Annotated in this window: 21 protein-coding genes; 7 read left to right on the top strand and 14 right to left on the bottom strand. The window is 71.7% G+C overall.

What is annotated here, in order from left to right:
- Positions 1-172 precede the first annotated feature (172 nt).
- Positions 173-1243 (bottom strand): adenosine deaminase, encoded by a 1071-nt coding sequence (locus Dsi01nite_RS22085; RefSeq protein ID WP_203848115.1) that lies wholly within the window; start codon positions 1241-1243, stop codon positions 173-175.
- 17 nt (positions 1244-1260) lie between these two features.
- On the opposite strand from Dsi01nite_RS22085, the gene Dsi01nite_RS22090 reads away from it, so the two are divergent.
- Positions 1261-2085 (top strand): putative RNA methyltransferase, encoded by an 825-nt coding sequence (locus Dsi01nite_RS22090; RefSeq protein ID WP_203848116.1) that lies wholly within the window; start codon positions 1261-1263, stop codon positions 2083-2085.
- On the opposite strand, the gene Dsi01nite_RS22095 is transcribed toward Dsi01nite_RS22090, so the two are convergent.
- From Dsi01nite_RS22095 to Dsi01nite_RS22135, 9 genes are all read right to left on the bottom strand, one after another.
- Complete coding sequence (locus tag Dsi01nite_RS22095; RefSeq protein ID WP_203848117.1) at positions 2077-2757, bottom strand: DUF4272 domain-containing protein; 681 nt, start codon at positions 2755-2757, stop codon at positions 2077-2079. The genes Dsi01nite_RS22090 and Dsi01nite_RS22095 overlap by 9 nt on opposite strands.
- Positions 2758-2778: 21 nt before the next feature.
- Complete coding sequence (locus Dsi01nite_RS22100; protein ID WP_203848118.1) at positions 2779-3138, bottom strand: cupin domain-containing protein; 360 nt, start codon at positions 3136-3138, stop codon at positions 2779-2781.
- Positions 3138-4415 carry a thymidine phosphorylase gene (locus tag Dsi01nite_RS22105; protein WP_203848119.1) on the bottom strand — a complete coding sequence of 426 codons (1278 nt, stop codon included), beginning with the start codon at positions 4413-4415 and terminating at the stop codon, positions 3138-3140. The genes Dsi01nite_RS22100 and Dsi01nite_RS22105 overlap by 1 nt, the downstream gene beginning before the upstream one ends.
- Positions 4412-5116 (bottom strand): cytidine deaminase, encoded by a 705-nt coding sequence (locus Dsi01nite_RS22110; RefSeq protein ID WP_203848120.1) that lies wholly within the window; start codon positions 5114-5116, stop codon positions 4412-4414. Before Dsi01nite_RS22110 ends, Dsi01nite_RS22105 begins: the two co-directional genes overlap by 4 nt.
- 2 nt (positions 5117-5118) lie before the next feature.
- Positions 5119-6372: an ABC transporter permease gene (locus Dsi01nite_RS22115; RefSeq protein WP_239136077.1), complete on the bottom strand. Its 1254-nt coding sequence runs from the start codon at positions 6370-6372 to the stop codon at positions 5119-5121.
- Complete coding sequence (locus tag Dsi01nite_RS22120) at positions 6369-7517, bottom strand: ABC transporter permease (RefSeq protein WP_203848121.1); 1149 nt, start codon at positions 7515-7517, stop codon at positions 6369-6371. Before Dsi01nite_RS22120 ends, Dsi01nite_RS22115 begins: the two co-directional genes overlap by 4 nt.
- Positions 7514-9034: an ABC transporter ATP-binding protein gene (locus tag Dsi01nite_RS22125; RefSeq protein WP_203848122.1), complete on the bottom strand. Its 1521-nt coding sequence runs from the start codon at positions 9032-9034 to the stop codon at positions 7514-7516. Before Dsi01nite_RS22125 ends, Dsi01nite_RS22120 begins: the two co-directional genes overlap by 4 nt.
- A gap of 69 nt (positions 9035-9103) precedes the next feature.
- Positions 9104-10162 carry a BMP family lipoprotein gene (locus tag Dsi01nite_RS22130; protein ID WP_203848123.1) on the bottom strand — a complete coding sequence of 353 codons (1059 nt, stop codon included), beginning with the start codon at positions 10160-10162 and terminating at the stop codon, positions 9104-9106.
- A 193-nt stretch (positions 10163-10355) separates the two neighbouring features.
- On the bottom strand, positions 10356-10697 hold the full coding sequence (locus Dsi01nite_RS22135; RefSeq protein WP_203848124.1) for a hypothetical protein: 342 nt from the start codon (positions 10695-10697) through the stop codon (positions 10356-10358).
- A gap of 58 nt (positions 10698-10755) precedes the next feature.
- Here Dsi01nite_RS22135 and Dsi01nite_RS22140 point away from each other — a divergent pair, with 58 nt between their 5' ends.
- Positions 10756-11682, top strand: a complete 927-nt coding sequence (locus tag Dsi01nite_RS22140) for a MerR family transcriptional regulator (protein ID WP_203848125.1) — start codon at positions 10756-10758, stop codon at positions 11680-11682.
- Positions 11683-11686: 4 nt separating this feature from the next.
- Entirely contained in the window at positions 11687-13129 is a 1443-nt protein-coding gene (locus Dsi01nite_RS22145; RefSeq protein ID WP_373318805.1) for a glycoside hydrolase family 13 protein, read from the top strand.
- Here Dsi01nite_RS22145 and Dsi01nite_RS22150 read toward each other — a convergent pair.
- From Dsi01nite_RS22150 to trpS, 4 genes are read right to left on the bottom strand one after another with little or no spacing between them, the layout of a single operon-like run.
- Positions 13126-13554: a hypothetical protein gene (locus tag Dsi01nite_RS22150; RefSeq protein WP_203848126.1), complete on the bottom strand. Its 429-nt coding sequence runs from the start codon at positions 13552-13554 to the stop codon at positions 13126-13128. The genes Dsi01nite_RS22145 and Dsi01nite_RS22150 overlap by 4 nt on opposite strands.
- 8 nt (positions 13555-13562) lie before the next feature.
- Positions 13563-14696: a YihY/virulence factor BrkB family protein gene (locus tag Dsi01nite_RS22155; protein WP_203848127.1), complete on the bottom strand. Its 1134-nt coding sequence runs from the start codon at positions 14694-14696 to the stop codon at positions 13563-13565.
- 4 nt (positions 14697-14700) lie between these two features.
- Positions 14701-15255 carry a 2'-5' RNA ligase family protein gene (locus Dsi01nite_RS22160; RefSeq protein ID WP_239136087.1) on the bottom strand — a complete coding sequence of 185 codons (555 nt, stop codon included), beginning with the start codon at positions 15253-15255 and terminating at the stop codon, positions 14701-14703.
- Position 15256: 1 nt separating this feature from the next.
- Positions 15257-16297: a tryptophan--tRNA ligase gene (trpS, locus tag Dsi01nite_RS22165; RefSeq protein ID WP_203848129.1), complete on the bottom strand. Its 1041-nt coding sequence runs from the start codon at positions 16295-16297 to the stop codon at positions 15257-15259.
- A gap of 75 nt (positions 16298-16372) precedes the next feature.
- Here trpS and Dsi01nite_RS22170 point away from each other — a divergent pair, with 75 nt between their 5' ends.
- The 4 genes from Dsi01nite_RS22170 to Dsi01nite_RS22185 are packed head-to-tail and all read left to right on the top strand — an operon-like array spanning position 16373 to position 19994.
- The gene (locus Dsi01nite_RS22170; protein ID WP_239136078.1) at positions 16373-16966 is read left to right on the top strand and encodes an RNA polymerase sigma factor; all 594 of its coding nucleotides are present in this window, start codon (positions 16373-16375) and stop codon (positions 16964-16966) included.
- Positions 16956-18242 (top strand): sialidase family protein, encoded by a 1287-nt coding sequence (locus tag Dsi01nite_RS22175; RefSeq protein WP_203848131.1) that lies wholly within the window; start codon positions 16956-16958, stop codon positions 18240-18242. The genes Dsi01nite_RS22170 and Dsi01nite_RS22175 overlap by 11 nt, the downstream gene beginning before the upstream one ends.
- 53 nt (positions 18243-18295) lie before the next feature.
- Positions 18296-18811, top strand: coding sequence for an RNA polymerase sigma factor (locus tag Dsi01nite_RS22180; protein ID WP_239136079.1), 516 nt, complete (start codon positions 18296-18298; stop codon positions 18809-18811).
- Positions 18804-19994 carry a sialidase family protein gene (locus Dsi01nite_RS22185; protein WP_203848133.1) on the top strand — a complete coding sequence of 397 codons (1191 nt, stop codon included), beginning with the start codon at positions 18804-18806 and terminating at the stop codon, positions 19992-19994. The genes Dsi01nite_RS22180 and Dsi01nite_RS22185 overlap by 8 nt, the downstream gene beginning before the upstream one ends.
- Positions 19995-20008: the final 14 nt, after the last annotated feature.

The raw sequence follows: 20008 nt of genomic DNA on the forward strand, positions 1-20008 counted from the left end.
CCGAGATTCCACCATGTCCCGTCGCAAGAAGAAAGCCCAGGCCTCCCGCTAGACGTTATGTACCGAGTCAGGAAATACGTCCGTTTAACGCATGCTTCATCCGATCATTCCGTTACGCTGGGCGATTTACCCGATGCACGCAGATGATGACGCCTGACAAATCCGGACAAAATTACGACATCAACTTCGCATACGAGGGCTTGATGACGTCATTGATCAACGACAGGCGCTCATCAAACGGAATGAAGGCACTCTTCATCGCATTGACCGTGAACCACTGCAACTCGGACCACCCGTAGCCGAAGGCCTCCACCAGCAGCGCCATCTCGCGACTCATCGAGGTCCCGCTCATCAGCCGGTTGTCCGTGTTGACCGTGACCCGGAAGCGCAGGTCACGGAGCAGCCCGATCGGGTGCTCCCGGATCGAGGCGGCGGCGCCGGTCTGGACGTTGGACGACGGGCAGAGCTCCAGTGGGATGCGCTTGTCCCGCACATACGCGGCGAGCCGACCGAGGGAATTGTCGGCCGCCACGTCGTCGACGATGCGCACACCGTGTCCGAGCCGGTCGGCGCCGCACCACTGGATCGCCTGCCAGATGGACGGCAGGCCGAACGCCTCGCCGGCGTGAATGGTGAAATGCGAGTTCTCGCGCTGGAGGTATTCGAAGGCGTCCAGGTGCCGGGTGGGCGGGTAGCCCGCCTCCGCGCCGGCGATGTCGAAGCCGACCACGCCGGCGTCGCGGTACTGCACCGACAGCTCGGCGATCTCCATCGACCGGGCCGCGTGCCGCATCGCGGTCAGCAGCGTGCCGACCCGGATCGGGCTGCCGGCGGCGGCCGCCTCGGCGGAGCCCTCCCGGAAGCCGTCCAGGACCGCCTCGACCACCTCGGTCAGCACGAGGCCCTGGGCGAGGTGCTGCTCGGGCGCGAAGCGGACCTCCGCGTAGACCACGCCGTCGGCGGCGAGGTCCAGGGCGCACTCCCGGGCGACCCGGACCAGGGCGTCGCGGGTCTGCATCACCGCGACCGTGTGCGCGAACGTCTCGAGATACCGCTCGAGCGAGCCGGAGTCCGCCGCCGCGACGAACCACTCCCCCAGACCCTCCGGGGTCGCGGCGGGCAGCTCGTGGCCGATGCCGGCGGCGAGGTCGAGGATGGTGGCGGGGCGCAGGCCCCCGTCGAGGTGGTCGTGGAGGAGCGCCTTCGGCGCGCGACGGATCTCGTCGTAGGTGGGTGCAACCATGGAACGACACTAGTAGCGTGCACGCTTCCGTCATCACACATCTGCGGTGTCCGGTCTGTGCCGGGCCGCTCACGGCCGCGGACCGGGCGCTGCGCTGCGCCGCGGGTCACTCGTTCGACGTCGCACGGCAGGGCTACGTGGACCTGACCGCGGGGCGGACGGTGCACGCCGGCGACAGCGCCGACATGGTCGCGGCCAGGGAGTCGCTGCTGGACGCCGGACACTTCGACCTCGTGTCCGACGCCGTGGCAAAAGCCGCGGGAGGTGTACGGGGAGCGGGGCTGATCCTGGAAGTAGGGGCCGGGACCGGCCGGTACCTGTCGCGCGCCCTCGGCCCGGACCGGGTCGGCCTGGCGGTGGACGTGTCGAAACCTGCGCTGCGCCGCGCGGCCAGGATCGACCCCCGGGTCGGTGCCGTGCGCGCCGACGTGTGGCAGGGTCTGCCGGTCCGCGACGCGACCGCCGACGTGATCCTCGACATCTTCGCGCCGCGCTCCGGCGCGGAGTTCGCCCGGGTGCTGCGCCCGGACGGCGCCCTGGTGGTGGTCACCCCGGCGCCCGGGCACCTCGCCGAGCTGGTGGCGGCGCTGGGCATGGTCGGCGTCGACCCGGCCAAGCCCGAACGCCTCGCGGCGGGCCTGCGGCCCTGGTTCACCCCGCAGGAGACCGTGCCGCTGCGCGCGGAACTGCGGCTGGACCGCGCCGCGGCGGCCGCGCTCGTCGGGATGGGCCCGAGCGCGTGGCACACCGACCCGGCGAAGGTCACCGCCACCCTGGCCGCGATGCCCGAACCGATCACCGCCACGCTGGAGGTGCAGCTGAGCACCTGGTCGCTACGTTGACAGGTCGACGTCCTCCCAGCCGGGCGGGTCGCCGTGGTAGGGGCCGGTGAAGACGACCGCCCATTCGAGCGCCCAGCGGCGCTGGCCGATGGAGTTGGAGTCGATCTGGCCCGGCAGCGGCAGCCGGCGGCGCTCCGCCTCCAGATATGACCAGTCCAGGCAGTAATAGAGGTCAAGCTGCGTCGCGGCGTCGCCGGCGCCGCGCGGGGCGGCCAGGGTGCGCTGCCGCCACGCCGCGAAGGTCTCCCCCTGCGGCAGGTTCGGCAGGCGGTCCATGAGCCCTTCGGCGGATGGCAGCAGCGGGTCGAGGTCCATGGCGATGCCGAGCAGCCAGGACAGCGCGAAGAGCGCCTCCAGGTGCAGCGCGAAGGAGCGCTCGTCGCCGTCGCCCTCGGCGACGAACTGCCACTCGGGCGCGGTGAGCCGCTCCTCCAGCCGGGCCTCGCGCAGCCACTCGGTCGCCAGCTGGGACGGCATGCCGAAGGCCCGCGCGAGCACGACGTTGAGGATCGCGGCGCGGGCCTCGATCTCCTCGCCGGGGCGCAGCTCCACCAGGTCGCCCGGCTCCCAGGCCAGGGGGAAGTTCGGTGGTGGCAGGGGCAGCCGCAGGCGGTGCAGCGCTTCGAGGCTCGCCTCCCGCACCCGCTGCGGATCCGGGGACGTGACGGTCACCCGCGCACTGTAGCCGCCGGATCAGGCAGTGTCTCTACGGGCCAGGTCCGGTCCGAACGCGGGGAGACACACGGCGACGTACTCGGCGCCCTCCGCGGTCGGGGTGGTGTAACGGACCCGTTCCCCCGCGCGGGTGACAACGGCCTGACCTGCCTCGACGTCGAAGTGGCCGGCGTCGTGCTCGACCCGGACCGTGCCGCGGAGCACGATCGTGAACTCGTCGAACTCGGGCGTCTGGAACGGCTCCGTCCAGCCGCCGGGCGCGAGCATCCGGGCGATCGACACCGCCGCGTCGCCGGAGTTGACCCGGCCGACGTACTCGTCGATGACCTTGCCGCCGGGAACGGGGATCTGGGTCGGGGCCTTGATGATTTCGGGCATCAGGAGATCCTGTCGAGAATCAGTGGTCGGGAGGGCGGCGGCGTCTCCGCCAGGGTGACCGCGTCACGGGCCACGGACAGCGCCGCAGGCAGCAGCGCGTGGTCCTCGGCGCGCAGTTCCATGATCACATCGCCGGCCCGGACCGCCTCGCCGGGCTTGCGGTGCAGGATGATGCCGGCCGAGGCGCTGACCGGGTCCTCCTTGCGGGCCCGGCCCGCGCCGAGGCGCCAGGCGGCCACGCCGACGGCGTACGCGTCCATGGTGGCCACGAAGCCGTCGCGGGAGGCGGTGATCGTCTCGATCTCGTTGGCCACGGGCAGCGGCGCGTCCGGGTCTCCGCCCTGGGCGCGCACGAGGGCCCGCCACGAGTCCATGGCCCGCCCGTCGGCGATCGCCGCGAGAGGGTCGACGTCGCCGAGCCCGGCCGCGTCGAGCATCTCCCGCGCGAAGGCCAGGGTCAGCGCGACCACGTCCTGCGGGCCGCCGCCGGCGAGGACCTCCAGGGACTCCTCGACCTCCAGGGAGTGCCCGACGGTCCGGCCGAGCGGGACCTCCATGTCGGTGAGCAGGGCGACGGTGGTCACGCCGTGGGCCTTGCCCAGCTCGACCATCGTGCGGGCGAGCTCGCGGGCGTCGGCGACCTGGCGCATGAAGGCACCGGAGCCGAACTTCACGTCGAGGACGAGCGCGCCGGTGCCCTCGGCGATCTTCTTGCTCATGATCGAGCTGGCGATCAACGGGATGGCCTCGACGGTGCCGGTGACGTCGCGCAGCGCATACAGCTTGCGGTCGGCGGGCGCGAGACCCTCGCCGGCGGCGCAGATCGCGGCGCCGACGGTGCGCAGCTGCTCGACGAACGCCTCGTTGGACAGCTTGGTGCCGAAGCCGGCGACCGCCTCGAGCTTGTCGAGGGTGCCGCCGGTGTGGCCCAGGCCGCGGCCGGACAGCTGCGGCACCGCCGCGCCGCACGCGGCGACGAGCGGGGTCAGCGGCAGTGTGATCTTGTCGCCGACACCGCCGGTGGAGTGCTTGTCCACGGTCGGCCGGCCGACCCCGGACAGGTCCAGCCGCTCCCCCGAGGCGATCATGGCCGCGGTCCAGCGGGCGATCTCACCGGCGGTCATGCCGTTGAGCAGGATCGCCATGGCGAGCGCCGACATCTGCTCGTCGGCCACGACACCCTTGGTGTACGCGTCGACGACCCAGTCGATCTGTGCGTCGCTCAGCACGCCCTTGTCCCGCTTGGCGCGGATGACGTCCACCGCCGCGAAACTCATGTACTGCTCCAGTCCTGCTCGATGCCGGCGGGACGAGGAGTGTCTCCCGCCCAGCTGGTGGTGCCGTGCACGTCGACGACGACCACCCGTGGCGTACGGATCCTGCCCCAGGAGACCCCTTCGTCGGCGGTGGCCCAGGTCGGCCCCTCTTCCAGGATGCCCGTCGGCTCGCCGTCGGCGATGCCGGACGAACGCTCCCAGTAGCCGGTCCAGACCTGCCGTCCGTCGGCGACGTCGGGGTGGACGAACACCGTGCCCGTACCGATCTTCAACGCCAGGGCGGCCGGCACCGAGAGACCCGGTGCCGCGATCCGGCCCAGGTCGGTGTCGTCGAACGCGTGCGGCAGCAGCGCCGACATCGGCAGCGGGCCGTCGGCGTGGTCGATGAGGCAGTCCGGGCCGCCGTGCTCCCACAGCAGCTGCCGGCACCGGCCGCACGGCATGAGCGGCCGCCCGTCGCCGTCGACGCACGCGAGAGCGACCAGCCGCCCGCCGCCGGTGACCTGGAGGTTGGAGACCAGGCCGCACTCGGCGCACAGGCCGAGGCCGTAGGAGGCGTTCTCGACGTTGCAGCCGACGACCACCCTGCCGTCGTCGACCAGCGCGGCCGCGCCGACCGGGAACTTGGAGTACGGCGCGTAGGCACGCGCCATCACGGTGACGGCCGCCCGGCGCAGCGCCACCCAGTCAACGTCCGTCACGCTCAGCCTCCACGCCGGTACGGCTTGCCGTCCGCGGCGGGTGGTCGCAGGCGCTGGGCCGCGAGTGCCAGCACCACCAGCACCGTGATGTAGGGCGCGGCCTGCACCAGCGCCGTCGGGATCTTGTCCACAGAGAAGAACAATACGTAGGAGAGCACGCCGAGGACGGCGGAAGAGATCGCCACGACCCGGTTACGCCGGATGAACTCCCACACCGCTAGGGCCAGCAGCAGCGCACCGACCAGGATCAGCAGGGCGTGCACGGACTCGCTGCCGCGCCGCAGCTGCAGCGCGTCGGTGTAGCCGAACAGCGAGGCGCCGACGGCGAGGCCGCCCGGCCGCCAGTTGCCGAAGATCATCGCGGCGAGGCCGATGTATCCGCGGCCGCCGGTCTGCCCCTCGCGGTAGATCGCGGACGTGACCGTGGACAGGTACACACCGCCGAGCCCGGCCATCGCGCCGGAGATCACCACGCCGTAGTACTTGTAGCGGTAGACGTTGAGACCGAGGCTCTCCGCCGCCTGGGGGTCCTCGCCGACCGACCGGACCCGCAGGCCGAACGCGGTCTTCCACAGCACCCACGCGGTGAGCGGGATCAGCAGCACGGCGAGGATCGTCACCAGCGACACCTCGTGGAGCAGGCCGCGCAGCACTCCGGCGATGTCGCTGATCAGGAACCACTGGTGTTCCTCGAGGCCCTTGAGGCTGTTGACGCCGGGCACCGACAGGCGCGGCACCTGGTCCACGACCTGCGGGGACTGGGTGGCGCCGGCACTGCCCCAGGTGATGTAGGAGAGGTACCGCACGACGCCGGGCGCCAGGATCGTCATCGCGACGCCGGAGATGATGTGGTCGACGCCGAACGTGACCGTGGCGACCGCGTGGACGAGGCCGCCGACGGCGCCGCCGAGGATGCCGATGAGCAGGCCGATCCACGGCCCGAACTCCAGGCTGCCCCACGCGCCGAACCAGGTGCCGAGGATCATCTGGCCCTCGAGGCCGATGTTGACCACACCGGCGCGCTCCGCCCAGAGGCCGCCGAGACCGGCGAGCCCGAGGGGGACCGCCGCCTGGAGCGCGGCCTGGATGGCGCCGGACGACGTGACGTCGGGGGCGTTGGCGAGCTGGTGGACCAGGGACAGCCCGACCAGCGCACCGGCGACGATGAGCAGGATCGTGCTGGTGGACATGCGCCGGCTTCGGGGTTTCGCCGCGGGCTGCGCCGCCGCCGCCGAGAGCGTCGTGTCGGTGCTCACTTCGACTCCTCCACTACCTCGGCTGCTGCCGGGGCGGCCGCGGCGGTGGCCACGCCGACCCGCCGTTGCTGCGCGCGCCTGCCGATGCGGGCCGCGAGCTCGTAGGCGATGACGACCGACAGGACGGTGACGCCCTGCATGATCAGGATGATCTCCTTGGGAATCCCGTCGAGGTCGAGGATGATCTGCGAGCTCGCCAGGAAGCCCCACAGGATCGCACCGAGGGCCATGCCGATCGGGTGGTTGCGGCCGAGCAGGGCCACGGCGATGCCGGTGAACCCGATGCCGCCGAAGCCCTCCGTGTAGGTGTGGCTCTCCCCGAGCATCCGGGGGAGGTTGACCAGCCCGGCGACGGCGCCGGAGATCAGCATCGCGGTGATCACCATGCGCTTGGCGTTGACGCCGCTGGCGACCGCCGCGAACGGGTTGTATCCGGTGGCCCGCAGGTCGAAGCCGAAGCGGGTCCGGTTGATCACGAACCAGTACGCGGCGCCGAGGACCACCGCGATGGCGAAGAAGCCGAGGACCTTCTGCTCGGTGCCGGAGACGATCGGCAGGCCGGGCATCCAGGAGTCCTCCGGCAGGATGCCGGTGGTCTTGATCTGCGCGCCGGGCTCGGTGACGCCCCAGTGGTCGTTGAGCAGCCAGGTGACGACCAGGCCGCCGATCGCGTTGAGCATCAGCGTGGAGATGACCTCGCTGACCCCGCGCTGGGTCTTGAGCAGCGCGGCGATCGACGCCCATGCCGCGCCGACGATCATCGCGACCACGACGATCAGCACGATGCGCAGGCCGCCGGGCATCCAGTCCATGAACGACGCGCTGGCCAGGGCGCCGGCGAAGAACGCGGCGACCTTGGACTGACCCTCGACGCCGATGTTGAACAGGCCCATCTTGAAGCCGAACGCCACCGCGACCGCGGCGATGTAGAGCTCGCTGGCCTTGTTGAGGATCTCGACCTTCTGGTCGGGCTGGGTGCCGAACTCGTACATGTGCTGGAACGCGGTCAGGGGGTCCTTGTCGCTGATCAGCAGGGCGATCGAGGAGATCGCGGCGGCGATGACGAGCGCGGCGACCGGCGCGATCAGCTGCGGCAGCAACTTCCCGACATCGATGCGCCGGGCGCCCACGGCGGCCGTGGTCATGAAGGGGTCTCCTCACCAGTGGCGCCGGTCATGGCGACGCCGAGCTGCTCGGGGGTGACGGTCGACGGGTCGGCGTCGGCCACCAGCCGCCCACCGTAGATCACCTTCAGCGCGTCGGACAGGCCGATCAGCTCGTCCAGGTCGGCCGAGATGAGCAGCACACCCATGCCGGCGATCCGGGCGTTGCGGATGTGGTCCCAGATGGCGGCCTGGGCGCCGACGTCCACCCCGCGGGTCGGATGGGCGGCGATGAGGACCTTGGGCTGGTGGCTCATCTCCCGGCCGACGATGAGCTTCTGCTGGTTGCCACCGGACAGCGCGACCGCGGCGACGTCGATGCTCGGCGTGCGCACGTCGTACTCGGCGACGATCCGGGTGGTGTCGCGGCGGGCGCCACCGACGTTGATCAGGAAGCCCTTGGCGTTGGGCGGCTCGGTCTGGTGACCGAGGATGCGGTTCTCCCAGAGCGGCGCGTCGAGCAGCAGGCCCTGCCGGTGCCGGTCCTCCGGGATGTAGCCGAGGCCGGCCTCGCGGCGCCGGCGGGTGTCCCACCCGGCGATCGCGACGCCGTCGAGCTCGACGGTGCCGGCGGAGTCGCGCATGCCGATGATCGCCTCGGCGAGCTCGGCCTGGCCGTTGCCCTCGACGCCGGCGATGCCGACGACCTCGCCCTTGTGGATCGTGAAGGTGGCGTCGTCCACGATCGGCCGGCCGTCGGGGCCGCGGACCGTGAGCCCCCGCACGACCAGGACCGGCACGTCGGTGACAGTGGACTCGCGGGCCTCGGGGCTGGGCAGTTCGCTGCCGACCATGAGGGTCGCCAGCTGGCGGGCGGTGACCTGGTCGGGCTTGACGGACGCGACCGTGGTGCCGCGCCGGATGACGGTGATGTCGTCGGCGACGCCGCGGACCTCGTCGAGCTTGTGCGAGATGAACAGCACGGTCAGGCCCTCGCGGATGAGCTCGCGCAGGTTGCCGAAGAGCTCGTCGACCTCCTGCGGGACCAGCACCGCGGTCGGCTCGTCGAGGATGAGGATGCGGGCGCCGCGGTAGAGGACCTTGAGGATCTCCACCCGCTGGCGGTCTCCGACGCCGAGGTCCTCGACCAGCGTGTCGGGTTCGACGCCCAGCCCGTACCGCTGCGAGATCTCGGTGATCTTGGCCTTGGCCTGGGTGCCGATCCCGTGCAGCTTCTCGGCGCCGAGGACCACGTTCTCCGTGACCGTGAAGTTGTCGGCGAGCATGAAGTGCTGGTGCACCATGCCGATGCCGGCCCCGATCGCCCCCTGCGGCGAGGAGAACTTCACCGGGTTGCCCTCGATGAGGATCTCGCCCTCGTCCGGCGGCTGCATGCCGTAGAGGATCTTCATGAGGGTCGACTTGCCGGCACCGTTCTCACCGACGATCGCGTGGATCGTGCCCTTGCGGACGGTGAGGTTGACGTCGGAGTTCGCCACGACACCGGGGAACCGCTTGGTGATCCCCTTCAGCTCGACGGCGGGTGGGTCCGCGGTCACGAGAGGCTCCTTCAACAAGTGATGGCGGGGGACCGGATCACAGTCCCCCGCCTCACGCCCAGCTTCCGATTACTTGGTCGGCACCGTGATCGTGCCGGCGACGATGTCAGCCTTGAACTTGTCGAGCTTGTCCTTGATGTCGTCGACCTGGCCGCCGGAGGTGGAGTAGCCCACGCCGTCGGTCTTGAGGTCGAAGACGGTCGGACCGGCCTTGAACTTGTCCTCGCCGAAGTCCTTGACGAAGTTGAACACCGCGTTGTCGACCCGCTTGAGCATCGACGTCATGATGACCGTCTTCAGCGAGGCGTCGGTCACGGTGTTGTACTGGTCGGAGTCGACGCCGATGGCCAGGGCGTTCTTGGCCTTGGCGGCCTCGAACACGCCGGTGCCGGAGCCGCCGGCGGCCGCGTAGATGATGTCGGCCTTCTGGTCGTACATACCGGTGGCCGCCGTCTTACCGCCCGCGGGGTCGTTGAAGCCCTTGCAGGCCTCGGCGGGGGTCGACAGGTAGTTGGTCAGCACCTTGACGTCGGCCTTGGCGGCCTTGGCGCCGGCGGTGAAGCCCGCCTCGAACTTCTTGATCAGGTCGACCTGGCAGCCGCCGATGAAGCCGACCGTGCCGGTCTTCGACTTCAGCGCCGCGGCCGCACCGACCAGGAAGGAGCCCTGCTCCTCGGCGAAGACGAGGTCGGCCACGTTGTCAGCGGTGGTGCCGCCGTCGACGATGGCGAACTTGGTGTTCGGGCAGTCCTTCGCGGCACGTGCGAGCGGGCCGTTCTTGGCGTCCGCACCGTCGTAGACGAAGCCGACCGCGATGACCGGGTTGTAACCCGTCGTGCAGAGCAGCTTCAGTCGCGCGTACTTGTCGTTCTCGCTCTCGCCGGCGACGGCGGCCAGGTCCTTGACCTCAAGGTTCAGCTCGGACTTGACCCGGTCCAGACCGGTGGCGGCGGAGTCGTTGAACGACTTGTCGCCCCGGCCGCCGATGTCGAACGCGAGGCCGACCTTGACGCTCTTCTTCGTGGCCCCGCTGCTCGCGGTCCCCGGCGTGTCGCCCTTGTCATCGCCGCAAGCGGCCATGCTGCCCAACGCGACAATCGCCACCGCGGCGGCCGCGAGAACCTTCATCCCACGCACTCGGCGCAAGACGGTCTCCCTTCACCAAAGCACCGCCCCAACGCGGTGAATCCCAACGGCGGGAGCGTACGCCCTCCGACCGACAGTTCCGCTGTTTGCTGCCGGGTTGGGAGGAGTGCGTTATAGGGCCGTGACGTGCGAGCGGTCCCTCCAGCCTACTGAGATCGATCTTGTAACGTCCGCTTTACTTCCAAAAGACGGCAACGGCGGCGTTAACGAGCGTTAGCCCCACCAAAGCCAGGAAATGCCCACGGTTGACCTGCTCACGCTTGCGTGAGAAGAACGCCATGGCGAAGATCGCCAGCCCGATGATCGCCTTGACGGCGAGCTTGGCGGACGGCGGCTCGTCGCCGTCGCGCAACGGCGCCGACAGCGCGATGCCGGTCACCACCTGGACGATCGCACCCCACAGCATCGCGCTGTTGATGCGCAGCGTGCCGGTGAGGTACTGGGTGATCGAACCGCCGAGCAGCAGCGCGAACCCGATGAGGTGCGCATAGAGGAGGATGAGCCGCAAAGGTTCCACCCGCGCAAGGTAGCGGTTCGTTGACTCTCCCCCTGCTGGAGGGTCCACGATTGGCGGCATGAACATCGGCGAGCTGTCCAGGCTGTCCGGCCTGCCGGTCAAGACCATCCGGTACTACTCCGACGTCGGGCTGGTCCCGGAGGCCGAGCGCTCCCACGCCAACTACCGCCGCTACGACCACGACTCGCTGGTCCGGCTGGAGTTCGTGCGCACCCTGCGGGAGCTCGGCCTGGACATCGCCACCATCAAACGGGTCCTGGACCGCGGCGAGGACCTCGGCGCCGTCGCCGCCGCGCACGCCGAGGCGATCGGGGTGCAGATCCGGGTGCTGCGGCTGCGCCGGGCGGCGCTGCGCGCGGTGTCCCGACGCCCGGCCGGGGAAGGCCCCACTCCCGAGACCCTGGATCGGATGACCCGGATCGCGCAGGCCAGCACCGACGAGCGCCGGCGGATCGTGGACGAGTTCTTCGACAGCATCTTCACCGGGATCACCGACTCGCCGGAGGCCGCGCAGTTCACGGCCCGGATGCGCGGCGTGTCCCCCGACCTGCCCGACGACCCCACCGACGCCCAGGTCGACGCGTGGATCGAGCTCGCCGAGATGCTCCGGGAGCAGGACTTCCGGGCCCGGCTGCGGGAGATGAGCAAGCGCAGCTTCGCCCCGGACGAGCGCCGCCTGGTCCCAACCGACATGTCGGAAATTTCGTGGTTCACCGGTCACATCGCGGCGCACATGGACGCCGGCGTCCCGCCCGGGAGTCCGGCGGCGGTGCCGGTGGTCGCCGCCGTCCTGGACCGGTGGGGTGTCGCCGAGGCCGACCGGGACGCGCTCGTCGACCATCTCACCCTCGCCGTCGACCCGCGCGCCGAGCGCTACTGGCAGCTCATGGCGGTGATCAACGGGTGGCCGCCGGTCCCGACGACGATGCACCGGTGGGAGTGGTTCCTGAACGCCCTCCGAGCGGGCCGCCGCCCGTTAGCGTGACCTGGTGGAGTGGTGGCGGCACGCGGTCATCTATCAGGTCTACCCGCGCAGCTTCGCCGACGCCGACGGTGACGGTGTCGGCGACCTGCCCGGCATCACCGCCCGGCTCGGCCACCTCGCCGACCTCGGGGTCGACGCGCTGTGGCTCTCGCCGTTCTACCGGTCCCCCATGATCGACGGCGGCTACGACGTCAGCGACTACCGCGACGTCGACCCCGTCTTCGGCACCCTCGCCGACTTCGACGACCTGCTGGCCGAGGCGCACCGGCTGGGGCTGCGGGTGATCGTCGACATCGTGCCCAACCACACGTCGTCACGGCACCCGTGGTTCGTGGAGGGCCGGCGCGACCGGTACATCTTCCGCGACGAACCGAACGGGTGGCGGTCGCTCTTCGGCGGCCCCGCCTGGACGCAGGTCGCCGACGGGCAGTGGTACCTACACCTGTTCGCTCCCGAACAACCCGACCTCAACTGGCACAACCCGGACGTACGGGCCGAGTTCGACGACATCCTGCGCTTCTGGCTGGACCGGGGCGTCGACGGCTTCAGGGTCGACGTCGCCCACGGCATGATCAAGGACCTGGCCGGGGTGACGCTCTTCGACCACGAGGACGTCCACGAGATCCACCGCGGCTGGCGCAAGATCCTCGACTCCTACCCGGGCGAGCGGATGGCCGTCGCCGAGGTGTTCGACACCGCGCCGGACCGGGTGGCGCGCTACGTGTCCGTGGGCGAGCTGCACCAGGCGTTCAACTTCGACTTCCTGGAGGCGCCCTGGGACCCGGCCGTCCTGCGCCGGATCGTCGACGCGTCCCTGGCCGCCGCGGCGGCGGTCGGCGCGCCACCGACCTGGGTCCTGTCCAACCACGACCGGCGCCGGCACGTGACCCGCTTCGGCAGCGTCCGGCGGGCCCGGGCCGCGGTCCTGCTGATGCTCGGCCTGCCCGGCAGCGCCTACCTGTACCAGGGCGAGGAGCTCGGCCTGCCGGAGGTCCTGGACCTGCCGGACGAGGTGCGGGTCGACCCGCAGTGGGTCCGCTCCGGCGGCGCCGAGCTCGGCCGGGACGGCTGCCGGGTGCCGCTGCCCTGGTCCGGCGAAGCACCGCCGTTCGGCTTCGGGCCGGGTGGCTCCTGGCTGCCGCAGCCGGCGGACTGGGCCGGGCTGACCGTGGCGGCGCAGCGCGACGACCCGGGCTCGACGCTGCGCCTCTACCGGGAGGCGCTGCGGCTGCGCCGGCCCTCCACGACGCTGCGCTGGCTGGACGCGCCCGACGGCGTGCTGCTGTTCGAGACGGAGACCCTGCGGGTCGCGGCGAACCTGAGCCCGGCCCCGGTGCTGATCGAGGGGCGGATCGAGGGGCCGGCCACCCCGCTGCTGAGCAGCAACGAGATGGCCGGCGAACTGCCACCGGACACGACCGCCTGGTGGGTCGTGCAGGAGCGTTAGGCCGTCAGCTTCGCCGCGATCCGGGCGAACCCGGCACGGATCTCGTCGACCGACGGGGCCTCGTGCGTGTGGTCCGGGTCGTCGTGGTCGTGGTCGTGGTGATGATCGTGGTCGCCGTAGCCGGCGAGCTCGTCGTCGAGGGCCGCCGTCTCCAGGTCCTCGTTCTCGGCCGCCAGGCGGGCGGCGGCGATGTCACCGAGGATCTGCTCGGCGGTGACGTGCGGCTGGAGCGGCTCGACCACCGCCATCAGCTCCTCGTCGGCCACCACGGCCTCGGCGAGGGCGAGCGCGTGCGCCCGCTCGTAGGGCCCGCACACGACGGGCTCCCACTCCTCGTCCTCGTTCAACGGGCCGAAGGTGATGATCCACGGCAAGGTCAGCGCCGGCGCGTCGGCCGGCAGGTCCAAAGTCACTAGTGCACCCACGGCGCCCATCATGACGGGTCGCGCGGCTCCGGTGCCGCCGAACCGCCGGACGGGCCGATCCGGCGGGCCATGTCGGCGGCGACCGCCACGGCGTCCGGATCCGCCGCCCTTGCCTTGGGACGGTCCGGCGACGGCGCCCCGGACTGGTCCGCCGGCGTCGTGAGGTGGTCCGCCCGCACCGCGGCCGCGGCCCGCTCGGTGGTCTCCGCGGCCTCCTCGACCAGCTGGGCGGCGCGGACCGCCGCCTGCACGTCGCTGCGCGGCTCACCGCCGGCGAGGTCCTTGGCCCGGCCGTGCGTGTCGGTGGCCGCGAGCGCGGCGGCGAAGAGCAGCAGCTGGTGCAGCAGGTACATGTACAGCAGCAACCCGATGGTGCCGGCGACCAGCTGGTAGGCGGGGTTGTCCTCGGTCCGGGTGATGTAGAGCTTCCCGAGCGACTTGAGCACGCCGAGCCCGACCGCGAAGAGCAGCGCGGAGGGCAGCAACCGCCGCAGGGACATCCGCAACCGCGGCACGCCGGCCAGCAGCGCCATGCCCAGGACCAGGTCCACGATGCCGGACAGCAGCGTCGACGTGCCCCGCAGCGCCACCCGCACCGGGTCCTGCTCGAAGTCGCCGGCCAGCCAGTACAGCAGTTCCTGGACGCCGGCGAAGATGCCGATCGACACGATCAGCAGGATGCCCAGGGCCACCAGGACGGCCAGGTCGACCAGCCAGCGCACGAAGTAGTTGCCGGGGTGCTCCTGCAGGTGCCACAGCGCGCGCTGGGACGAGCGCAGGTTCTCCACCCAGCCGACCCCGGCGATGATCAGGCCGAGCAGGGCGATCAGCCCGATCTGCTGGCTGCCGGCGAAGATCTGGTCGGAGTGCAGCTGCGGCAGGTTGACCGCCAGGTAGCTCTGGACCCGGTCGACGACGGCCTCGCTGCCGCGCAGCACCCGGCCGAGGATGAAGAACGCCACGACCACCATCGCGAAGACGGCGAAGAAGCCGTAGTAGGCGGTGGCGGCGGCGAGGCGGGCGGCGTCGAGGTCGAAGTAGCGCTCCTGCGCCCGCCACACGTGATCGAACACACGGGAGCGACGGCGGCCGGCGGCCACCACCCGATCGAAGCCGGCTTCCAGCCGGTCAAACAGGCCCACCTTCTTATCGTCGCTGATCGGCGACGGACCGGCGCGGTGAGAGCCGGTACTGCGCGTACGGCTGCCACCGCCCGCTGGTGTCGTGCTCGAAGAGCGCGAACCCCTCGACGGGGAACTCGGCCTCGTATCCGGCCAGGTCGGCGAAGGCGGCGTCCAGCCGCTCCGGTGCCACGTTGTGCGCGACCGTCACGTGCGGGTGATACGGGAACGGCACCGCCGCCTGGATCGCGGCCGCGGTGAGGACCGCCTGGTGGAGCTGCTCGCACTCGCCGATGCCGGCCGCGACCGCCACGAAGACGACCTGGGTCAGCGGCCGGAACGTGCCGGTCCCGCGCAGCCGCACCGTGAACGGGGCGTGCCGCAGCGCGACCGCGGCGAGGTGCCGGTCGATCGCCGGCAGGTCCGCCGCGTCGACCTCGGTCGGGCCGAGCAGGGTCACGTGCGCGGGCACGTGCGCGGCGGCCGGGTCGCCCGCGGCGAGGCGGGCGGCGGTGAGCTCGCTGCCCCACGGGTCGGGGAGGTCGATCGCGACGCCGATGGTGGTCCGCACCTGCGCCACGTCAGTGGGTGGCACCCGGAGCGAGGAACCCGATCCGGTCGTAGACCGTCTTCAGGGTGGCGCCGGCGACCGTGCGGGCCTTCTCGGCCCCGATCGCGAGCAGCTTGTCCAGCTGCGCCGGGTCCTCCAGGTAGGTGTTGGTGCGCTGCTGGATCGGGCGCATGAACTCCACCACGACCTCGGCGAGGTCCTTCTTGAGGTCGCCGTAGCCCTTGCCGTCGTACGCCGCGACGAGGTCGTCGATGCTCCGCCCGGTCAGCGCCGAGTAGATCGTGAGCAGGTTCGAGACGCCCGGCTTCGCGGCCTGGTCGAAGATGATCTCGCGGCCGGTGTCGGTGACCGCCGACTTGATCTTCTTGGCCGCCTTCGCCGGGTCCTCGAGCAGCTCGATCAGCCCGGACGCGGTCGACGCCGACTTCGACATCTTCGCCGTCGGCTCCTGCAGGTCGGTGATCTTCGCCGTTTCCTTGATGATGTACGGCGCCGGCATCGTGAACGTGGCGCCGAACGTCGTGTTGAAACGCTGGGCGAGGTCGCGGGTCAGCTCCAGGTGCTGCCGCTGGTCCTCGCCGACCGGCACGGCGTCGGCCTGGTAGAGCAGGATGTCGGCGGCCTGCAGGATCGGGTAGGTGAACAGCCCGACGCTGGAGCGGTCCGCGCCCTGCTTCTGCGACTTGTCCTTGAACTGCGTCATCCGGCTGGCCTCGCCGAACCCGGTGATGCAGCCCATCACCCAGCCGAGCTGCGCATGCTCCGGCACCTGGCTCTGCACGAACAGCGTGCACCGCTCCGGGTCGAGTCCGGCCGCGAGCAGCTGCGCCGCGCTGGCCCGGGTGCGCCTGCGCAGCAGCGCCGGGTCGTGGCCGGAGGTGATCGCGTGCAGGTCGACCACGCAGTAGAAGGCGTCGTGGGTGTCCTGCAACGCCACCCAGTTACGCACCGCACCGAGATAGTTACCCAGGTGGAACGACTCGGCGGTGGGCTGGATCCCGGAGAGCACCCGAGGCCGGGCGGTGCTGACGGACGGCGACATGCGCGCCATTCTGTCAGCACCACCACAGCAATGGCGCAACCGGGAGCGCGGCACAGTGGTCTTCAACGGAGAGGGGGTGACGGGGTGGGTGAAGAGCTCGAGGCACGGGAAGCCGTCCGTGACGCGTATGAGGCGCACTACCGGCGACTCGTCGCCGCGCTCTACGCGCTCACCGGCGACCACGCCGAGGCCCAGGACCTGGTCCAGGAGGCCTACGCGCGGGCCCTGGCCCGTCCCCGGCAGTTCCTCGACGTCGCCGACCCGGAGGCGTGGCTGCGCACCGTGGCGATGAATCTCGCCCGGACCCGCTGGCGCCGCCGCCGGCTGTTCGACACACTGGTCCGCAGCGGGCGGGTCGCCCGTCCGGTGGAAAGCGTCCCGGGTGTCGACCCCAACCGGGTCGCGCTCGTCGCCGCCCTGCAGCAGCTGTCGCAGGCCACGCGGGAGACGATCGTGCTGCACCATTTAGCGGACATGTCGGTGCACGAGGTCGCCGACGCCCTCGGCGTGCCCGTCGGCACGGTGAAGGCGCGCCTGTCCCGGGGCCGCGCCATGCTCGCCGCGCTGCTCACCGACACCGAAGCCGACTACCGGGCCGAGCCCGGCGCCCCGCGCCGCCGGCCGCCGGTCCTGCCGCCGCCCCAACGCCCCGCCCAGGAGGTGCGAGATGCGCCGTGACCTGGACTTCCGCACGCTCCGGGCGCAGGTCGAGTCGGCCACCTGGATGCCGGACTTCAGCCTGCTGTACCGCCGGGCCGGCCGGGTGCGCATGCGCGACCGGATGGCCGTCGTCGGGGCCCTCGTCGGCACGCTCGCCGTGTTCGCGCCCGTCGCGCTCGCCGGCGTGTTCGGCCGGCCGGCCCCCGCCGCGCTCGGGCCCAACCCCGACCTCGGCGATCCCTGGAGCGCGCTGCCGTCGGTGTCGGCGCCGCCCAGCGGCAGTTTCGAGTCGACCCGGTCGATCCGGGCCGCCGCCGGTGACCTGCCGGGCGGCGTGATCGTCGCGGTCGACGTCTGCGTCGAGGTGCCGCAGGCCCGCCGGTGCAACCTCCAGGTGGTCGTGCTGCGAGCGGACTCCCCGCAGCGACGCGTCCCGTTCCTGCTCGACGCGTTGCGGCAGAGCCCGCTCGACAAGCTCGACCAGGTCCAGCTGACCCGGATCTCCCCGGACACGTTCATGCTCAGCGGTGAGGTCAGCGGCGGCTCCCGCACCAGCGTGAAGTTCCGCCTCGACGACACCTCGGCCAACCCGGGCGGCGCCCCGGTCATCGGCCCGGAGACCCGCGAGACGCTCGGCGCCGAGGACCGGGTGCTGCAGCTCGTGCAGTACGGCGACCTCTTCGGCGTCCGGCACAGCGACGGCATGCTCAGCCTGCTCGTCAACCAGCCGCCGATGGCGCGGCGGACCGTCGTCGCCGACCTGCCCGCCCAGGCCGGCTGGTGGACCACCGGCGCCGACCTGGGCACCGGCGCGCCCGCCATCGCGGTGAGCAAGGACCAGGGCCGGAACTGGCTGGCCCACCCGCTCAACGCCCCGCCTGGCATCGACGCGCCCACCGTCGTCACGTTGGACGGCACCACCGCGCACGCCTTCATCCGGTACAGCAAGGGCCTCCGGCACTTCCGCACCCGCGACGGTGGCAACAGCTGGCAGGAGGTGACCACGAAGATCGAGCTGCCGGCGCCGCTGAGCAACGACGGCGCCCTCAACGGTCGCGCCTTCGGCGCGCTGGTGCGCCCCGACCGGTCCGTGCTGCTGTGGGTGGCCGGCGACTCGGAAACCGTCTACCTGGAAAGTCTCGACGGGGAGCATTTCGGCATCGTCGCCGGTCCCGGCGGGTCCCTCGACCCGGTCGACAACGGCTACGCCTCGCTCGGCGCCTCGCCCAGGCTCTCCACCGACGGCCGCAACTGGCAGTCCGCGACCCTCTCGGCCACCGTCCTGCCCGACTGAACTTCGTCGGCAATACCTGGAACCACGGTGGCCGGTCGGGGATCGTGAGCGGTGTGAGCGAACTCGAGGGGGTCTACCACGCCTGCTACCGGAGGCTGGTGACACAGCTCTACGCGTTCACGACCGACCTCACCGAGGCGCAGGACGTGGTCCAGGAGGCGTTCGCCCGCGCCGCCGCCCGCCCGGGCGGCTTCACCGGCATCGACAACCCCGAGGCGTGGCTGCGCACCGTGGCGGTCAACGTGGTCCGCCGCCGCTGGCGCCGCCGGAAGCTGCTCGACCTGATCCTGCTGCGCGAACGCGCCGTCCAGCGGCACGTCGACGCCGGCCCGTCACCGGAGCGCACCGACCTGACCGAGGCGCTGGACGCCATACCCCGCACGTACCGGGAGGTCATCGTGCTGCACTACTACGCCGACCTCAGCGTCGAGGAGATCTCCGCGACGCTCGGCGTGCCCGGCGGCACCGTCAAGTCGCGGCTCTCCCGGGGACGCGCCGCCCTCGCCGAACGGCTGCCCGGCTATCGCACCCCCACCTCCGCACCCGTGAAGGAGGTGCGTCATGGCTGACGACCTGGAGACCATGCTCCGCGCCCAGCGGCTCGACTTCACCCAGCCGCCGATGGCCGCGATCACCGCGCGGGCCCGCGTCCTGCGCCGCCGGCGCCGCGCCGCCCAGGTGGGCGTGGTCGCGCTGACCCTGGCCGCGGTCGCGGTGCCCTTCCTGGTCCCCGGTGACACCCCGCCCCCGCAGGTGGCGGCCTCGTCGCCCGCGCCGCCCGGCGGCGTCTACACGGGCGGCGGGATCACCGTCAACGGCCTGCCCAACCTGCCACGGGACCTCCCCGGCACGATCGACGACGCGGAGTTCATCGACGCCGACCGGGGCTTCCTGCTGACCCGGACGTGCGCCGCCGCCTCCTGCACCGCCTGGATCAACGCCACGACCGACGGCGGCCGGACGTGGAGCACGGCCCGCGCCCCGGGCGCCTTCGGCACGCCGCCGCTGGACGCCGTGCCGTCGCTGGTCGTGACCGGCTCCCGGATCGCCCTGATCGGCCCGGACGGCACCCGGTCGAGCAGCACCGACGGCGTCTCCTGGGACACCGCCGCCGGCCCGCCCACGACGCCCGGCACCGCCCTGCCCGGCGATGCCCGCCTGATCCTGCTCGGCTCGCAGGTCGCGGCGCTGCTGCACGACGGGACGACGCTCGTCGCACCGGCCGTCCAGCCGCCGCTGACGGTGTCGTGGGTGTCGCCCGTCCGGGCCGGTGACGCCTCCTGGTGGGTCGCCGGCACGATCGACGGCCACCCCGCGGTGGCGGTCTCCCGCGACGGCGGGGTGTCCTGGACGCCGAAGACCTTCCCGGGCGGCGGCACGGCGAGGGTGTCGTTCCTCGGCCGGGACGTCCACGTCGCGCTGATCGACCCCGCCGTCAAGCCGCCCGGACTGCTGGGCGTCGCCTCCTCCACCGACGGCGGCGCGACCTTCGCCGAGCCGCGGCCGCTGACCGGCACCTCGATCGGCGGCGACCTGGTGCCGCTGCTGGACGGCCGGCTCCTGCTGGTCGACGGCGCCGGGCACTGGCTCGTCTCCACCGACCGCGGCGGCACCTGGCAGCGGATCACGGGCCTGCACCCCACCGACCGGCTGGCGAGGACGCAGACCGGCTGGGTCGCCTACGGCATGTCCACGATCTACACCGCGTACTCCGTCGACGGCACCACCTGGCAGAAGATCGACGCCCAGTAACCAGCCGGTCCGGC

This window comes from Dactylosporangium siamense (assembly GCF_016862795.1).
In the GTDB taxonomy this organism is placed as follows: Bacteria; Actinomycetota; Actinomycetes; order Mycobacteriales; family Micromonosporaceae; genus Dactylosporangium; species Dactylosporangium siamense.